Origin of the sequence: Streptomyces coacervatus (genome assembly GCF_029223485.1) — a bacterium.
Lineage (GTDB): Bacteria > Actinomycetota > Actinomycetes > Streptomycetales > Streptomycetaceae > Streptomyces > Streptomyces coacervatus.
Genome location: NZ_JARHTP010000020.1, coordinates 13,210 through 28,219 on the forward strand (window position 1 = coordinate 13,210; position 15,010 = coordinate 28,219).

The window sequence follows — 15,010 nt, forward strand, 5'->3', positions numbered from 1 at the left end:
TACTGAGGAAGCTGAAACCGGGGGGGCGTGGACGCCGTCACACCGCCATCAGCGGTGAATCGTCCCGCCACTTGAGGATCTTGTCGAAGCTCACCACGGTCCCCGCCCGCCCCGGCTTGTTCCCGATGTGGACGTGGTCGGCGAGCTCCCGGATCAGCCCCAGGCCCCGGCCGTGCTCGGCGTCCGCGCGGGCCGGGCGGGGGGCCGGGGAGAAGGCGAAACCCGGGCCGGAGTCGGTGACTTCGATACGGCACTTCTCGCCGTCGAGGTAGGCGGTGACCCGGTACGCCTCCGAGGACGCGCCGTGCACCGTGCCACCGCCGTGCTCGACGGCGTTCGCACAGGCCTCGCTGAGGGCGACGGAGAGGTCGTACGAGACGTCGGGGTCGACGCCCGCCGTCTCCATCGTGCCGAGCAGCAGCCGTCGGGCGAGCGGAACGCTCGCAGCTTCACGCCGCAAGTGGAGTGACCACCAGATGCTCATGCTCCAGCCTCCAGGCCGCGGCTCGACATACCGTTTCTTATTGCCGCGCGCACCCCTGTGTAAGCACGGAGTTGACGTGATGCCGCCCATATGGGCGATGCGTCCGGAATGGAATCGGTGTATGTGGGACGGACCGCATCGGGCGGGTCGTATCAGAGAGTGACCTTCCGGGGCGTACGGAACCTTGCGGACCTGCCGTATGGCGGCCGTGCGGCCGGTGCGATGATGAGCCCGCCATGACTGCCCCCCACCAGCGCACGGCGCGCTCCGGAAACGATCTCCGGATACTGCGGGCCGCGGTGTTCGCCGCGGTCTGCGTCATGCTGGCCGCGGGCGGTCACATCCTCGCCTCCTGCGCCACGGTTCCGCTGTGGACGCTGGGCGCGGGATTCCTGGGCGTCGTCCTGGTCGCGGCACCGCTCGCCGGGCGTGTGCGTTCGCTGCCCGGGATCGTGGCGCTGCTCGCGGGCGGACAGACGGTGCTGCACACGCTGTTCGGGCTGGGGCAGCACACGGCGTCTTCGGCCGCGATGGCCCATATGTCCCCCATGTCCCCGATGCATTCGGCGTCCGACGCCTCACTGGTGGAGCGGGCGGCGCGGCTCGTGTGCGGGACCACCGCTGCGGCGATCAGCCCCGCACATGCCCGCAGGCTCCTCGCGGGCGCCGGGCTCTCCCCGGACACGGCCATGGGCATGGACATGCGCTCCATGCACCATCCGGCCGACGCCCTGTCCACCGCCGGTTCCTCGGCGTCGCTGCTGCCGTCCCTGCCGATGCTGCTCGGCCACGTCCTCGCTGCGATCGCCGCCGGCTGGCTGCTGCGCCGCGGTGACCTGGCCCTGCTGCGGCTCATGGAACTCTCGGCCCACTCCATGGCCGACGGCGCATTCATACGGTCCCTGCGCGCGGCGTTCGCGCTGGTGCGCGCCCTGCGTGCCGGGCTCCCGGCCGCGCCCGAGGCGGGTCCGCGACCGCCGCGCACCGCACTGCTCGCGCCGCCGAAGCCCCGTACCACCGCACTCCAGCACTCGGTGATCAGGCGCGGCCCGCCGGCCGCCGCGCTCGTCCTCGCCGCCTGACGCGACGCGACCGCCACTCCGCTTTCCGGGAGAAGGCCGCCGTCGTGCGGCACGCGCGCGTGCTTGCGCGCCTCTCACCTCTCACCGGAACCTCACTCGAAGTGGAGTGCTCCCTGCCATGAAGGCTTCCCGTCTCGCCGTCTCCGGCGCCCTCGCCGGCTCCGCCGTGCTCGCCCTGTCCGCCCCCGCCTTCGCGCACGTCAGCGTGCAGCCCGAAGGCACGGCCGCCAAGGGCGGTTACGCCGTCGTCGACTTCAAGGTCCCCAATGAGCGCGACGACGCGTCGACCACCAAGCTCGAGGTGACCTTCCCGACCGACCATCCGCTGGCCTCCGCGATGCCGGAGCCGATGGACGGCTGGAAGATCGAGGTCACCAAGTCCAAGCTCGCCAAGCCGCTCGAAGTGCACGGCGAGAAGATCAGCGAGGCCGTCTCCAAGATCACCTGGACCGCCGACGGCAAGGGCGTCGGACCCGGCTACTTCGAGAAGTTCCCCGTCTCCGTCGGCGCATTGCCCGAGGACGCCGACGAACTGACCTTCAAGGCCCTCCAGACGTACTCCGACAACGAGGTCGTGCGCTGGATCGAGGTGCAGAAGGACGGCGCGCAGGAGCCCGAGAACCCGGCCCCCGTGCTCACCCTGTCCGCCGCCTCCGAGGACGGCCACTCGCACGGCTCGACCGCCGAGGACGCCTCCGACGAGTCCAAGACCACCGAGAACACCGCCGCCGACACCTCCACCGCCTCCGCCGGCAGCGACACCACCGCGCGCGTGCTGGCCGTCGTGGGCATCGTCGTCGGCGCGCTGGGCGTGGCGTACGGCGTGCTCGCCGGACGTCGGCGCACCGACGCCTGAGCCCGTTATTCCGGGTGTGTACCGGGGTCGTACGACCCCGGTACACACCGGAGCTCTCACATCTGGGACATTTTTCTATGCGCAAGAAGACGTTCGCCGCGGCCGCGCTGCTCGCCGCCGCCACCCTGACCCTCTCCGCCTGCGGCAGCGGTGACGACAGCAACTCACCCGTCGCCGTGGTCTCCGAGGACACCTCGCAGAAGGCCGCGACCGTTCTCGACAAGCCCTTCGAGAAGCCCGACCTGGTCCTCACCGACACCAAGGGCGAGAAGTACGACTTCCGCAAGGAGACCGCGGGCCGGCCGACGCTGATCTACTTCGGCTACACCCACTGCCCCGACATCTGCCCGCTGACGATGAACAACCTCGCCGTCGCCAAGAAGCAGCTGTCGAAGGCACAGCAGGACAAGCTGCGGGTCGTGTTCGTCACCACCGACCCGGGGCGCGACACCCCGGCCGAGCTCGGCAAGTGGCTCAAGGGCATCGACCCCCAGTTCGTCGGCCTGACCGGCGACTTCGCCACCATCCAGGCCGGCGCCCGCACCCTCGGCATCTCCATCGAGCCCACCCACAAGGACAAGAAGACCGGCAAGACCGTCTCGGTGCACGGCACCCAGGTCATCGCGTTCTCGCCGAAGACCGACGGCGGCTACGTCCTCTACGGCGAGGACACCACCGTCGACGACTACACCAAGGACCTCCCCAAGCTCATCAAGGGAGAGAACCCGTGAGGCACCTCGTCGCCCCCGCCGCGGTGATAGCGGGGGCCTTGGCTCTGGCGGGCTGCGGCGGCTCCGACGACGCGAAGGCCGAACTGTCCGTCGGCTCCTCCTACATGCCCCAGCCCGTCTCCGACATGGCAGCAGGCTTCCTCACCATCGCCAACAAGGGCGCCGCCAAGGACGAGCTGACCTCCGTCACCAGCAGCGCCGCGGGCAGCGTCACCGTCCACCGGACCGTCGGGCAGTCCATGGAGGAGGTCAAGTCCCTGGATGTCCCCGCGCGCGGTCAACTCGTGTTCAAGAGCGGCGGCAATCACCTGATGTTCGAGAACCTGAAGCACAAGCCGAAACAGGGCGAGAAAGTGACCGTCGAACTGCACTTCGCCAAGTCCGGCCCGATCAAGGTTGAGATGCCGGTGAAGTCCGCCACGTACAACCCCGCGACCGGCCACTGAGGGAGGGACCACCGTGACGCAGACCATCACCCCCCGCCGCATGCGAACCCTGGCGCTGCTGTTCCTGGCCGTCGTCGGCATGCTCCTCGCCGGTGCCGGACCGGCCTCCGCGCACGCCGCACTGACCGGCAGCGACCCCGCACAGGGGGTGGTGGTCGACAAGGCACCCAGCCAGGTCACGCTCACCTTCTCCGAGAAGGTCGCCACGTCCGACGACTCGCTGCGCGTCCTCGACCCCAAGGGCAAGCGCGTCGACACCGGCAAACCGTCCAACGTGAGCGGCACCTCGTACGCCGTGCCGCTCCACAGCGGCCTGCACGACGGCACGTACACCGTGTCCTGGCAGGTCGTGTCGGCGGACAGCCACCCGGTCGCCGGCGCCTTCACCTTCTCCATCGGCGCCCCCTCCACTACCAGCGTCTCGGTCACCGACCGGACGGTGGGCGGCGGGGTCGTCGGCTGGCTGTACGGCTTCGGACGGTATGTGTCGTACGCCGGCTTCATCGTCATGGTCGGCGGCGCCGCCTTCGTCCTCGCCTGCTGGCAGCGCGGCTCCGGCGTACGGCCGCTGCAGCGGTTCGTGGTCTCCGGGTGGCTCGCGCTCACCTCGGCCACCCTTCTGCTGCTGCTCCTGCGCGGCTCCTACACCAGCTCCGGCAAGGTCGGCGACATCTTCGACCTGAGCCTGCTGGGGCAGGTGCTGCAGACCAAGTCGGGTGCGGCCCTGGTCTCCCGGCTGCTGCTGCTCGCCGCGGCGGCGCTGTTCATCGCCGTCCTCTTCGGGGCGTACGACAAACGCGAGGACGAGGAGAAGCGGGACCTGACCTTCGGGCTCGCGATCGGCGGCGGCGTGGTGGCCGCCGGTCTCGCGGCCAGCTGGGCGATGGCCGAGCACGCTTCGACCGGGCTCCAGCCGGGCATCGCGATGCCCGTCGACGTCGTCCATCTGCTGGCCGTCGCCGGCTGGCTCGGCGGCCTGTGCGCGCTGCTCGTGGCGCTGTACCGCTCGGACACTCCGATCGAGGCCGCCGCCGTACGCCGCTTCTCCCGGGTGGCCTTCGGCAGCGTCCTCGCGCTCGTCGCGACCGGCATCTACCAGTCCTGGCGCCAGCTCGGCTCCTGGTCGGCCTTCACCGACACGACGTACGGACAGCTGCTGCTCGTCAAGATCGGGCTCGTGGCACTGCTCATCGGGATCGCGTGGATCTCCCGGCGGTGGACGGCACGACTGGCGGACACCGCCACCGCCGTCGTGAAACCGCGCGAGGAAGCCGTGCGCGAGGAAGCGGTGGAGGAGGACACGGCCGAGGGCGACGCCCTGGGCGCGAAGGAGCCGGCCGGCGCCCGGGCGGGGACCGGCTCGGCGAAGACCGGGACGGTCTCGGCGAAGACAGGAACGGTGGCCGCGACGGCGTCCGCCGACTCCTCGACTGCCGGAGAGCCGAGGACCGCTCGCGGCTCCACGGCCGACGGCGGCTCCGCTTCCGCAGCCGGCCCCGAGGAGCCCGCCGAGCCCGAGGTCGCCGACAAGGCCCGGGCCTCCGGTGACTCCGAAGCCCCTGCCGACTCCGAACGCGCCGCCCAACTCGCCCGCCAGAAGGCCGCCATGACCACCGCCCGGCAGAAGCGGCAGCGCGACGCCGACCCCGACCGGTTCGGCCTACGGCGCTCCGTGCTCGCCGAGGCAGGCGTCGCCGTCGTCCTGCTCGCCGTCACCACCGTGCTGACCCAGACCGAACCCGGACGCACCGAGCAGGAGGCCAAGGCGGCCACCTCGTCGTCCTCGTCATCCTCGGCCTCCTCTTCCGCCTCGGACTCCTCGTCCGGCGCACTGACGCTGACGATGCCGTTCGACACGGGCGGCACGGACGGCAAGGGCGTCGTCTCCGTCGACCTCGACCCCGCGCGCGTGGGCGGCAACGAGATGCACGTCTACGTCCAGCGGCCCAACGGGCGTGCCTTCGACATCCCCGAGGTGAAGGTCGCCTTCACCCTGGAGGCCAAGAAGATCGGGCCGCTGCCCGTCAACCCCGACCATGTCACCACCGGACACTGGGCGACGAACGGGGTGCAGATCCCCATGGCCGGCGACTGGAAGGTCGCCGTGACCGTCCGCACCTCCGACATCGACCAGGTGACCGTCTCCAAGAACGCGCAGATCGGCTGAACCGCACCATGGCTGACAAGTCCATTCCGGACATTCCGGAGGCCCGTACTCCCGACGCGGCTCACGAGAAGGCCGTTTCCGGAAACGCGCCCTCCAGGGACGGCATTTCGCGACGGAAACTGCTCGGCACCGCCGGCGCCACCGGGCTCGTGCTCGGCGCGGCCGGCGGAGCCGTGGGGTATGCCTCCGCACCCTCCGAGGCCACCCCGCTCAGCTCACTCGGCTCCAATCGGGTGGTGTTTCACGTGAAACACCAGCCCGGCATCACCGAGGGCCTCCAGGCCCGCGGCCACCTCGTCGCCTTCGACCTGGCGGCGGGCGCGGGCCGCAAGGAGGCGGCCGCACTGCTGCGCCGCTGGTCGGCGACGGCCGAGCGGCTGATGGCGGGCGAGGCTGCGGCACACGACGACACGGACGTGGCCCGCGACGCCGGCCCCTCCTCGCTCACCCTCACCTTCGGCTTCGGCCACAGCTTCTTCTCCCGCACCGGCCTGGAGAAACAGCGCCCCGTCTCCCTCGACCCGCTGCCCGACTTCTCCTCCGACCACCTCGACAAGGCCCGCAGCAACGGCGACCTGTGGGTGCAGATCGGCGCCGACGACGCCCTGGTCGCCTTCCACGCCCTGCGCGCCATCCAGAAGGACGCGGGCAGCGCGGCCCGTATCCGCTGGCAGATGAACGGCTTCAACCGCACACCGGGCGCCACCGCCCACCCCATGACGGCCCGCAACCTCATGGGCCAACTGGACGGCACCCGCAACCCCAAACCGGCCGAGCCCGACTTCGACAAGCGGATCTTCGTGCCGTCCTCCGGCTCCAACGACCCGGCCTGGATGGCCAACGGCTCCTACGCCGTCGTACGCCGCATCCGCATGCTCCTCGACGACTGGGAGAAGCTCTCCCTCAAGGCCCAGGAGAACGTCATCGGACGCCGCAAGTCCGACGGCGCACCCCTGTCCGGGGGCACCGAGACGACCGCGATGGACCTGGAGAAGACCGACGCGCAGGGCAATTACGTCGTCCCCGGCAACGCCCACGCCCGTATCTCCCGCCCCGACCAGAACGGCGGCGCGGCCATCCTGCGCCGCCCGTTCTCGTACCACGACGGGTTCGACACGGACGGTGTCCCCGACGCCGGTCTCCTCTTCGTCTGCTGGCAGGCCGACCCGCTGCGCGGCTTCGTCACCATCCAGCGCAAGCTCGACCGCGGCGACGCCCTGTCGAAGTACATCCGCCACGAGGCGAGCGGCCTGTTCGCGGTACCGGGCGGGGCGGCGCGGGGCGAGTACGTGGGACAGCGGCTGCTGGAGGGGTGAGCCCACGCGCGCGTGGCTCCCACGGGGCTCCTGTGAGACTCGTGAGCCGCGTTTGCGTAAGGCCCATTAGGGTGAGGTCATGCCAGCGAGCTACGCGTATCTCGGCCCCGAGGGCACCTTCACCGAAGTCGCCCTGCGCACCCTTCCCGAGACGGCCACCCGGGAACTGATCCCGTACGTGTCCGTCCAGTCCGCGCTGGACGCGGTCCGCGCCGGCGAGGCCGAGGCCGCCTTTGTGCCGATCGAGAACTCGGTCGAGGGCGGCATCACCACCACCCTCGACGAGCTGGTCGCGGGCGCCCCACTGATGATCTACCGCGAGGTGCTGCTGTCGATCACCTTCGCGCTGCTGGTCAGGCCGGGTACGAAGCTCTCCGACATCAAGACGGTCTCCGCCCACCCGGCTGCCCAGCCGCAGGTGCGCAACTGGCTCAAGAAGAACCTCCCGGACGCCCGCTGGGAGTCCGCCGCCTCGAACGCGGACGCCGCCCGCCTCGTCCAGGAGGGCCAGTACGACGCCGCGTTCGCCGGTGAGTTCGCGGCGGCCCGCTACGGCTTGGAAGCCCTGGAGACCGGGATCCACGACGCCGAGAACGCGCAGACCCGCTTCGTGCTGGTCGGCCGGCCCGCCCGGCCCGCCGCGCCGACCGGCGCCGACAAGACGTCCGTCGTGCTGTGGCAGCGCGACGACCACCCCGGCGGTCTGCGCGACCTGCTGGGCGAGTTCGCCACCCGCGGCATCAACCTGATGCTGCTGCAGTCCAGGCCCACCGGTGCCGGCATCGGCAATTACTGCTTCTGCATCGACGCCGAGGGCCATATCTCCGACCGCCGGGTGGCCGAGACCCTGATGGGGCTCAAGCGGATCTGCCTGGAAGTGCGCTTCCTCGGCTCGTACCCGCGCGCGGACATCGGCGTCGAGGACGTGCGCGCGCCGCGGCAGGGGACGTCGGACGAGGAGTTCGTCGCGGCGTCGGACTGGGTCGCGCGCTGCCAGGACGGCCGTTTCTAGCCAGTCCTGTCCGGAGAGGACTGGCTGCAGATGCGGCCAGTCCTACCTGCAGATATTCGTTATCCACAGAAGTTATCCACAGGCAGTCTTCTCGACCTGGGGACAAGTCGACACCGAAGCGCCACTCAGTCGACAAATCGGCCTGCAGGGCACTCTTGCGGCCACCATCGCGCATGTCACCGTTCGTCCACTCGTTTCCTTTAGGCAATCCTTTGGAGCGACCCCTTTCCACTCGAAAGTGGTGGTAAAGCAGGGTCTGGGGCAGGATTCCTCGGCGTAACCCACCGGTTTCGGAGTGATCAATTCCGAAATCCACAGACCCTCCGCACAGCCTGTGGATAACTCTTGGAAGGGTGTGGATCGCTGTGGACAACCAAACCCCAAGTCCCGTTCCCCACAAGGGAATCGAGTCAACCGGGCGCCAGTCGTCTGCCCCGTTCCAGGGAGTGAGACACCTTTTGTTGACACTGTGCGCAATTCGCGCATAACGGAATGTAAGCCGCAATTGATCACCGTTGGGAATGGTGAGTCGTGGCCCGTATGCCCGCACCGGTAGCCTTGGGCGCGTGATTGACCTTCGCCTGCTCCGTGAGGACCCCGACCGTGTGCGCGCGTCCCAGCGCGCCCGTGGAGAGGACGTCGCGCTCGTCGACGCTCTCCTGTCTGCCGACGAGCGGCGCAGGTCGTCCGGCGTCCGCTTCGACGAGCTCCGTAACGAGCAGAAGTCGCTCGGCAAGCTCATCCCCAAGGCCTCCGCGGACGAGAAGGCCGAGCTGCTGAAGAAGGCGGGCCAGCTCGCCGCCGACGTCAAGGCCGCCGACGCCGAGCAGCACGAGGCCGACGAGGAGACCAAGCGCCTGGCGCTGCAGCTGGGCAACCTCGTGCACCCCGACGTCCCGGTCGGCGGCGAGGAGGACTTCGTCGTCCTGGAGACGCACGGCACCATCCGCGACTTCGGCGCCGAGGGCTTCGAGCCCAAGGACCACCTGGAGCTCGGCGAGGCGCTCGGCGCCATCGACGTCGAGCGCGGCGCCAAGGTGTCCGGCTCGCGCTTCTACTACCTCACCGGCGTCGGCGCCCTGCTGGAGCTGGCGCTGGTCAACGCGGCGATCGCCCAGGCCACCGAGGCCGGGTTCATCCCGATGCTGACCCCCGCGCTGGTCCGCCCGCGCGCGATGGAGGGCACCGGCTTCCTCGGCCAGGCCGCGGAGAACGTGTACCACCTGGAGAAGGACGACTACTACCTGGTCGGCACCTCCGAGGTCCCGCTCGCCGCGTACCACATGGACGAGATCCTCGACGCCGAACAGCTGCCGCTGCGCTACGCGGGCTTCTCGCCCTGCTTCCGCCGCGAGGCCGGCACCTACGGCAAGGACACCCGCGGCATCTTCCGCGTGCACCAGTTCGACAAGGTCGAGATGTTCTCGTACGTCGCCCCCGAGGACGCGGAGAACGAGCACAAGCGCCTGCTGGACTGGGAGAAGCAGTGGCTGACCGGCCTGGAGCTGCCGTTCCAGGTCATCGACGTGGCCTCGGGCGACCTCGGCGCGTCGGCGTCCCGCAAGTACGACTGCGAGGCGTGGATCCCGACCCAGGGCAAGTACCGCGAGCTGACCTCGGCCTCCAACTGCGACAGCTTCCAGGCCCGCCGGCTGTCGGTGCGGCTGCGTGACGGCAAGAAGGTGCAGCCGCTGGCCACGCTCAATGGCACGCTGTGCGCCGTACCGCGCACGATCGTGGCGATCCTGGAGAACCACCAGCAGGCCGACGGCTCCGTCCGGGTCCCCGAGGTGCTGCGCCCGTACCTGGGCGGCCGGGAGGTCCTGGAGCCGGTCGCCAAGTGAGCGACTCGTCCACGGCCGGGGGCTTCCCGTACAAACTCATCGCGACCGACCTCGACGGAACGCTTCTGCGCTCCGACGAGTCGGTCTCGCAGCGCACCCGTGACGCCCTGGCCGCGGCCACCGAAGCGGGCGCCGCGCACATCGTCGTCACGGGCCGCGCGGCCCCGTGGACCCGGCACATCCTCGACGACCTCGGCTACGAGGGCCTCGCGGTCTGCGCCCAGGGCGCACAGGTGTACGACGCCGGGGAGCACCGCCTGCTGACGTCGGTGACCCTCGACCGGCAGCTGGCGGGCGTGGCCCTGGCCAAGATCGAGGCGGAGGTCGGCCCGCTGCACCTGGCGGCGAGCCGTGACGGCCTCGACGGCGAGGTGCTGGTGGGCCCCGGATACGCGGTCACCGGTGCTCTCCCGGCGACCCCGTTCACGGACGCGTCCGACCTCTGGGCCGCCCCGCTGAACAAGATCTACATACAGCACCCGGAGCTGTCCGACGACGAGCTCGCCGAGGCGGCACGCGAGGCCGCGGGCGGCTTCGTGACGGTGGCGATGGCGGGTGCGGGCATCGTGGAGCTGCTGCCGCTGGGCCTGTCGAAGGCGACGGGCCTCTCCCTGGCGGCCCGCCGCCTGGGCATGAAGGCAGCGGACACGATCGCTTTCGGCGACATGCCCAACGACATCCCGATGTTCGCGTGGGCGGCGCGGGGCGTGGCAATGGCCAACGCGCACGAGGAACTGCGGGCGGTGGCAGACGAGGTGACGTCGTCCAATGAGGAGGACGGGATCGCGGTCGTGCTCGAAGGCTTGCTGTCGTAGCTGTGGGCAGTCGTGCCGCTGGGGCGGCGCGGGTGGGCGCAGCGGCACCTCGTCGGCGCCGAGTTGCGCGATTCACCCGGCCGCCCCAGCGCAGGGTGCCCCTCTTCGAGAGGCGAAGTTGGGAAGGCGGCCCACGCAAGCGCAGCGCGCCGCGTGCTCGAAGCGGCCGCCCCGGGCAGCTCCCCGTGCGGAGCGGGTTCTACGGTGGGGTAACTACACCGGAACCCGCCGCGGGCTGCCCTGTCGGGAGCTGGACGTACTGTCGTGCATGGACATCGCCCGGCTCCTCTCCCAGAAGGTGGCGCCGGCCTCTTCGTCCGGCGGTGTGGACACAACCACTGTGCCTGTACGTCGAGTTGGGCGCCACCGAATTAAGCGGCCGTACGACGGTCAGCTCCGCCGCCACCTGCGCTTTCGCCCCTTGCTGAAGAACCACCCGGCGGGCGGCTCGTCGGAGCGCCATGGCTGCGGCTCGGGTTTCTCGCCCCGCCAGCGGGCGGCGAGCATGCGGGCCCGGGCGGACGGCTCGGAGGTTTCGGCGGCCTGTATGAAGTCCTCGTCCAGGACGAGGTCGTCGAAGTCGTCTGCCATCCCCGTTCCTCTCAGCCCGACATTCCCTTTTGCCCAGTGTGGCCGTATAGAGGTGAAGCCTCCGTCAAGACCAGGGGCGCCCTCACAGGAACCGGGCGCCCCCGTAGAAGGCCGTCACTCCTCCCCGGCCAGCGTCAGCGACCGCAGCTTCTGTCCCGCGTACCAGGTGGCCAGGACCGTCACCGCGACCAGGAACACCGTCGCCGTCGTCAGCCCGACGTCCGAGGTGACCAGGTCACCGCCGGCGACCTTGTGGGCCACGGCGAGCGACCACTGCTGAACGCTGAGCGTGCGCGCGCCGGGCACCAGGGAGCCGAACAGCGCCTCCCACACGAGGGCGTACACGAGCCCGAAGACCACCGCGTGCCGCGACACCGTGCCCAGCAGCAGGAACAGCGCTGCGTAGGCGATGGAGGAGACCAGTGCGGCGACCGTGTAGGCGACGGCGATCTGCTGGCCGTTGCCGTTCAGGATGAACCCGGCGATCAGGGTGGGCAGCGCGGAGAACACCATGGTCACCGCGATCGCCACGATCAGCTTGGTGAAGATGATCGTCGGCCGCTTCAGCGGCTTGGACAGCAGGTACACCACCGAGCCGTCGTCGATCTCCGGCCCGATCGCGCCCGTACCGGCGATGACACCGATGATCGGCACCATCGTGGCCAGCGCGAGCCCGCCGAGCAGGTCCGAGGCCGTCTGGTCGTCGGCGCCGGCAAGGCCGCGTACGACGACGGAGATCGCGATCAGCAGCAGGGGCAGCGCGCCCAGGATGAGGGCCCGGCGACGGCCGAGCAGGGCCCGGTAGGTGAGCCGGGCGACTGTGGGGTCGTACATCATGGGCCTCCTACGCCGCGACCAGGTACGAGAACACGGACTCGAGGGACTCGTCCGACGGCGAGACCGTGAGCAGCCGGATGCCGTGGTCGCGGGCGACCTTCGGCAACAGGGCCGTGAAGCGGCCGAAGTCGACGGCCTGGATGCGCAACGCGCCCTCCGCCAGGTCGACTTCGATGCCGGATGTCGACGGGTCGGCGATCAACGCTGCCGCAAGCGCGCGGTCGTCGCTGGAGCGCACGAGGTAGCGGTGCGGGCGGTCGGTCATCAGGCGGCGGATCTTGCGGAAGTCGCCGCTGGCCGCGTGCCGTCCGGCGACGACGACCTCGATGTGCCAGGCGAGTTGCTCTACCTCTTCGAGGATGTGGGACGAGAACAGCACCGTGCGGCCCTCGTCGCCCATGCGCCGCAGCAGGTCCATGAGCTGCATGCGCTGACGCGGGTCCATGCCGTTGAAAGGCTCGTCGAGCAGGAGCAGCGAGGGGTCGTGGACCAGGGCGGACGCCATCTTCACGCGCTGGCGCATACCCTTGGAGTACGTCGAGATCTTGCGGTCCTGCGCGTACTCCATCTCGACCGTGGCCAGGGCCTTTTGGGCCGCCTTGGCGCCCAGACCGTGCAACTCGGCGTTGGCGACGACGAATTCGCGCCCGGTGAGGAAGTCGTACATCGCCTCGCGCTCGGGAACGATGCCGATGTGCTTGTAGATGGACTCGTTGCGCCAGACCTGCTGGCCGTCGAGGGTGACGGTGCCGGTGGAGGGGGCCAGGAAGCCGCCCATCATGTTGATGAGGGTGGACTTTCCGGCGCCGTTCGGCCCGAGCAGGCCGGTGACGCCGGGGCCGATCGTCATGGTGATGTCGTTGACGGCGACCACATTGCCGAACCAGCGGGAGACGTGGTCGATGTTGAGCGTGGTCACAGGCCCACCTTCTTGTAGCGGCGCAGCAGGAGGCCGTAGCAGGCGGCGATGAGGCCCAGGACGACCAGGACGTAGACCGCGCCCTCGCCGTTCGTCGGGCCGACCGCTCCGGGGAACGCCGAGCTCGCGCCGAGGAATGCGGACTGGACTCCGTCGATGAGCGTGACGGGCGAGAACAGGCCGATCCACGGGATGGCACCGGTGCTGTCCTGGTTGTCGGCGATGGCCTGGAGCGTGGAGACGGCGCCGTAGGAGATGGTCATGACGGCGATCACGGCCGCGATGCCGAAGCCGCGCCGCGGGGTCACCGACGCGATGACCAGGCCGATACCGGCGAAGAGCAGCGAGAGCAGTGCCACGGAGACGAGTCCCTGTGCGAATCCCTTGGTCTGGTCGGCGAAGTCGAGCTTGGCCAGCAGCGCGCCCACATAGAGGACGAGCAGCGGGGCGGCGGTCAGCACGAACAGCGCCGAGGCCAGCGCCGCGTACTTGGCGCGCACGTAGTCCGCGGTCTCGATGGGCCGCGAGAAATACAGCGGCACGGTCTTGAAGCGCAGGTCCCGGGAGACCGACTGGGGTGCCTGCGAGGCGACGTAGAGGCTGATGACGGCCTGCATGATGATCGCGTAGCGCGTGTAGTCGACGGGCAGGTCCTTCGCCTTCGTGGCGACCGCGACGGCCACCATGATGGCCGCGGGCACGCACATCACCACGAACAGCAGCATCGGCAGCACCTTGGACTTGATGGAGCGTCCGAGGCCGTAGGAGCCGCGCAGGGACTGCGAGTAGAGGGAGCGGGTGGCGTAGGAGCGGCCGAGGCGGGGGCCGTCGTAGTTGCGGTAGCCGATGTTGTGGATGCGGGTCTGATCACCCGGCGTCGCGACGGGTGATCGCATGGGCTGCTCAACTGCCATGGACGGCCGCCTCCTTCCGCTGCTCTTCCTCGCTGGTGAAGACCTCCGAGATGTGGTGCCTGCGCTGCTCCATGCGCACCAGGCCCAGGCCGAGGTCCGCAACGACGTCGCGCACCAGGTCGTACGTCTCCTCGCCCTGCGCGGTGAGCAGCAGGATGTGCCCGGCGCCCGGCAGGCCGTTGCTGCCGTCGAGAACCTCAACCCCGCGCGCGTGCAGCGACTCGCGCACCGCGCGCGTGCCGTCCGGGTGCTCGTCGGTGTCGGTGACCTCGATCGCGAGGGTGGCCGTGGTCTGTGTGAAGTCCGTGGTGGAACTGGAGCGCAGGAGCTTGCCGCCGTCGATGACGACGACGTGGTCGCAGGTCCGCTCCAGCTCGCCCAGCAGGTGGGAGGTGACCAGGACCGAGATGCCGAAGTCCGTGTGGATACGGCGGATCAGGCCGAGCATCTCGTCGCGGCCGACCGGGTCGAGGCCGTTGGTCGGCTCGTCCAGGAAGACCAGCTGCGGGTCGTGGACCAGCGCCTGCGCCAGCTTGACGCGCTGCTTCATACCGGTCGAGTAGCCGCCGATGGGGCGGTAGCGCTCCTCGTACAGGCCGACATGGCGCAGCGTGTCCGCGGTGCGCTCGCGCGCCGCCGTGGGCGGCAGGCCGGACATGCGCGCCATGTGGACGACGAACTCGGTGGCCGAGACATCGGGCGGCAGGCAGTCGTGCTCCGGCATGTAGCCGACCCGCTCGCGGATGTCGGCGCCCTTCGTCGCGACGTCGAGCCCGAGCACTTCGGCGCGGCCCTCGGAGGCGGGGGACAGACCCAGCAGGATCTTGATCAACGTTGACTTGCCGGCTCCGTTTGCTCCGACGAGTCCGGTCACCCCGGGCCCGACGTCGACGGAGAGCCGGTCAAGCGCGGTCACCCGGGGGAACCGCTTGCTCAGGCTTTCGGTCGCGATCACAGTCACGGCTTCGACGATAGTGACGCGGACCACGCCGGTCG

15 protein-coding genes are annotated in these 15,010 nt (G+C 69.9%); 9 read left to right on the plus strand and 6 right to left on the minus strand.

Annotation, left to right across the window (positions count from 1 at the left end; all coding sequences use genetic code 11):
- Nucleotides 1-37 precede the first annotated feature (37 nt).
- Entirely contained in the window at nucleotides 38-484 is a 447-nt protein-coding gene (locus tag P2Q00_RS38675; protein WP_275778980.1) for an ATP-binding protein, read from the minus strand.
- A 236-nt stretch (nucleotides 485-720) separates the two neighbouring features.
- Between P2Q00_RS38675 and P2Q00_RS38680 the strand changes: the two genes are divergently transcribed.
- The 9 genes from P2Q00_RS38680 (at nucleotide 721) to P2Q00_RS38720 (ending at nucleotide 10,753) form a co-directional block, all read left to right on the plus strand.
- Nucleotides 721-1,566 carry a hypothetical protein gene (locus P2Q00_RS38680; RefSeq protein WP_275778982.1) on the plus strand — a complete coding sequence of 282 codons (846 nt, stop codon included), beginning with the start codon at nucleotides 721-723 and terminating at the stop codon, nucleotides 1,564-1,566.
- Nucleotides 1,567-1,684: 118 nt separating this feature from the next.
- On the plus strand, nucleotides 1,685-2,422 hold the full coding sequence (locus P2Q00_RS38685) for a YcnI family copper-binding membrane protein (protein WP_275778984.1): 738 nt from the start codon (nucleotides 1,685-1,687) through the stop codon (nucleotides 2,420-2,422).
- 77 nt (nucleotides 2,423-2,499) lie between these two features.
- Nucleotides 2,500-3,153 carry an SCO family protein gene (locus tag P2Q00_RS38690; protein ID WP_275778986.1) on the plus strand — a complete coding sequence of 218 codons (654 nt, stop codon included), beginning with the start codon at nucleotides 2,500-2,502 and terminating at the stop codon, nucleotides 3,151-3,153.
- Nucleotides 3,150-3,599 (plus strand): copper chaperone PCu(A)C, encoded by a 450-nt coding sequence (locus P2Q00_RS38695; protein WP_275778988.1) that lies wholly within the window; start codon nucleotides 3,150-3,152, stop codon nucleotides 3,597-3,599. The genes P2Q00_RS38690 and P2Q00_RS38695 overlap by 4 nt, the downstream gene beginning before the upstream one ends.
- Before the next feature lie 13 nt (nucleotides 3,600-3,612).
- Nucleotides 3,613-5,766: a copper resistance CopC/CopD family protein gene (locus P2Q00_RS38700; RefSeq protein ID WP_275778990.1), complete on the plus strand. Its 2,154-nt coding sequence runs from the start codon at nucleotides 3,613-3,615 to the stop codon at nucleotides 5,764-5,766.
- An 8-nt stretch (nucleotides 5,767-5,774) separates the two neighbouring features.
- Complete coding sequence (gene efeB, locus P2Q00_RS38705; RefSeq protein WP_275778992.1) at nucleotides 5,775-7,082, plus strand: iron uptake transporter deferrochelatase/peroxidase subunit; 1,308 nt, start codon at nucleotides 5,775-5,777, stop codon at nucleotides 7,080-7,082.
- Nucleotides 7,083-7,161: 79 nt separating this feature from the next.
- Nucleotides 7,162-8,094 carry a prephenate dehydratase gene (gene pheA / locus P2Q00_RS38710; RefSeq protein WP_275778994.1) on the plus strand — a complete coding sequence of 311 codons (933 nt, stop codon included), beginning with the start codon at nucleotides 7,162-7,164 and terminating at the stop codon, nucleotides 8,092-8,094.
- 566 nt (nucleotides 8,095-8,660) lie between these two features.
- On the plus strand, nucleotides 8,661-9,938 hold the full coding sequence (gene serS / locus P2Q00_RS38715; protein WP_275778995.1) for a serine--tRNA ligase: 1,278 nt from the start codon (nucleotides 8,661-8,663) through the stop codon (nucleotides 9,936-9,938).
- Nucleotides 9,935-10,753 carry an HAD family hydrolase gene (locus tag P2Q00_RS38720; protein ID WP_275778997.1) on the plus strand — a complete coding sequence of 273 codons (819 nt, stop codon included), beginning with the start codon at nucleotides 9,935-9,937 and terminating at the stop codon, nucleotides 10,751-10,753. The genes serS and P2Q00_RS38720 overlap by 4 nt, the downstream gene beginning before the upstream one ends.
- 390 nt (nucleotides 10,754-11,143) lie before the next feature.
- Here P2Q00_RS38720 and P2Q00_RS38725 read toward each other — a convergent pair whose 3' ends face one another.
- The 5 genes from P2Q00_RS38725 to P2Q00_RS38745 form a co-directional block, all read right to left on the minus strand.
- Nucleotides 11,144-11,344, minus strand: a complete 201-nt coding sequence (locus P2Q00_RS38725; RefSeq protein ID WP_275778998.1) for an SGM_3592 family protein — start codon at nucleotides 11,342-11,344, stop codon at nucleotides 11,144-11,146.
- A gap of 114 nt (nucleotides 11,345-11,458) precedes the next feature.
- Nucleotides 11,459-12,178: an ABC transporter permease subunit gene (locus P2Q00_RS38730; RefSeq protein WP_275779277.1), complete on the minus strand. Its 720-nt coding sequence runs from the start codon at nucleotides 12,176-12,178 to the stop codon at nucleotides 11,459-11,461.
- Between the two features lie 10 nt (nucleotides 12,179-12,188).
- Entirely contained in the window at nucleotides 12,189-13,100 is a 912-nt protein-coding gene (locus tag P2Q00_RS38735; RefSeq protein ID WP_275779000.1) for an ABC transporter ATP-binding protein, read from the minus strand.
- Nucleotides 13,097-14,014, minus strand: a complete 918-nt coding sequence (locus tag P2Q00_RS38740; RefSeq protein WP_275779002.1) for an ABC transporter permease — start codon at nucleotides 14,012-14,014, stop codon at nucleotides 13,097-13,099. Before P2Q00_RS38740 ends, P2Q00_RS38735 begins: the two co-directional genes overlap by 4 nt.
- On the minus strand, nucleotides 14,004-14,969 hold the full coding sequence (locus tag P2Q00_RS38745) for an ABC transporter ATP-binding protein (protein ID WP_275779279.1): 966 nt from the start codon (nucleotides 14,967-14,969) through the stop codon (nucleotides 14,004-14,006). The genes P2Q00_RS38740 and P2Q00_RS38745 overlap by 11 nt, the downstream gene beginning before the upstream one ends.
- Between the last annotated feature and the right edge of the window lie 41 nt (nucleotides 14,970-15,010).

What these genes read in the sequence shown, in the direction of transcription:
- P2Q00_RS38675 (WP_275778980.1), bottom strand. Translation starts at nt 484, where the DNA reads ATGAGCATCTGGTGGTCACTCCACTTGCGGCGTGAAGCTGCGAGCGTT.
- P2Q00_RS38740 (WP_275779002.1), bottom strand. Translation starts at nt 14,014, where the DNA reads ATGGCAGTTGAGCAGCCCATGCGATCACCCGTCGCGACGCCGGGTGAT.
- pheA (WP_275778994.1), top strand. Translation starts at nt 7,162, where the DNA reads ATGCCAGCGAGCTACGCGTATCTCGGCCCCGAGGGCACCTTCACCGAA.
- P2Q00_RS38690 (WP_275778986.1), top strand. Translation starts at nt 2,500, where the DNA reads ATGCGCAAGAAGACGTTCGCCGCGGCCGCGCTGCTCGCCGCCGCCACC.
- P2Q00_RS38680 (WP_275778982.1), top strand. Translation starts at nt 721, where the DNA reads ATGACTGCCCCCCACCAGCGCACGGCGCGCTCCGGAAACGATCTCCGG.
- P2Q00_RS38730 (WP_275779277.1), bottom strand. Translation starts at nt 12,178, where the DNA reads ATGTACGACCCCACAGTCGCCCGGCTCACCTACCGGGCCCTGCTCGGC.
- P2Q00_RS38725 (WP_275778998.1), bottom strand. Translation starts at nt 11,344, where the DNA reads ATGGCAGACGACTTCGACGACCTCGTCCTGGACGAGGACTTCATACAG.
- P2Q00_RS38685 (WP_275778984.1), top strand. Translation starts at nt 1,685, where the DNA reads ATGAAGGCTTCCCGTCTCGCCGTCTCCGGCGCCCTCGCCGGCTCCGCC.
- efeB (WP_275778992.1), top strand. Translation starts at nt 5,775, where the DNA reads ATGGCTGACAAGTCCATTCCGGACATTCCGGAGGCCCGTACTCCCGAC.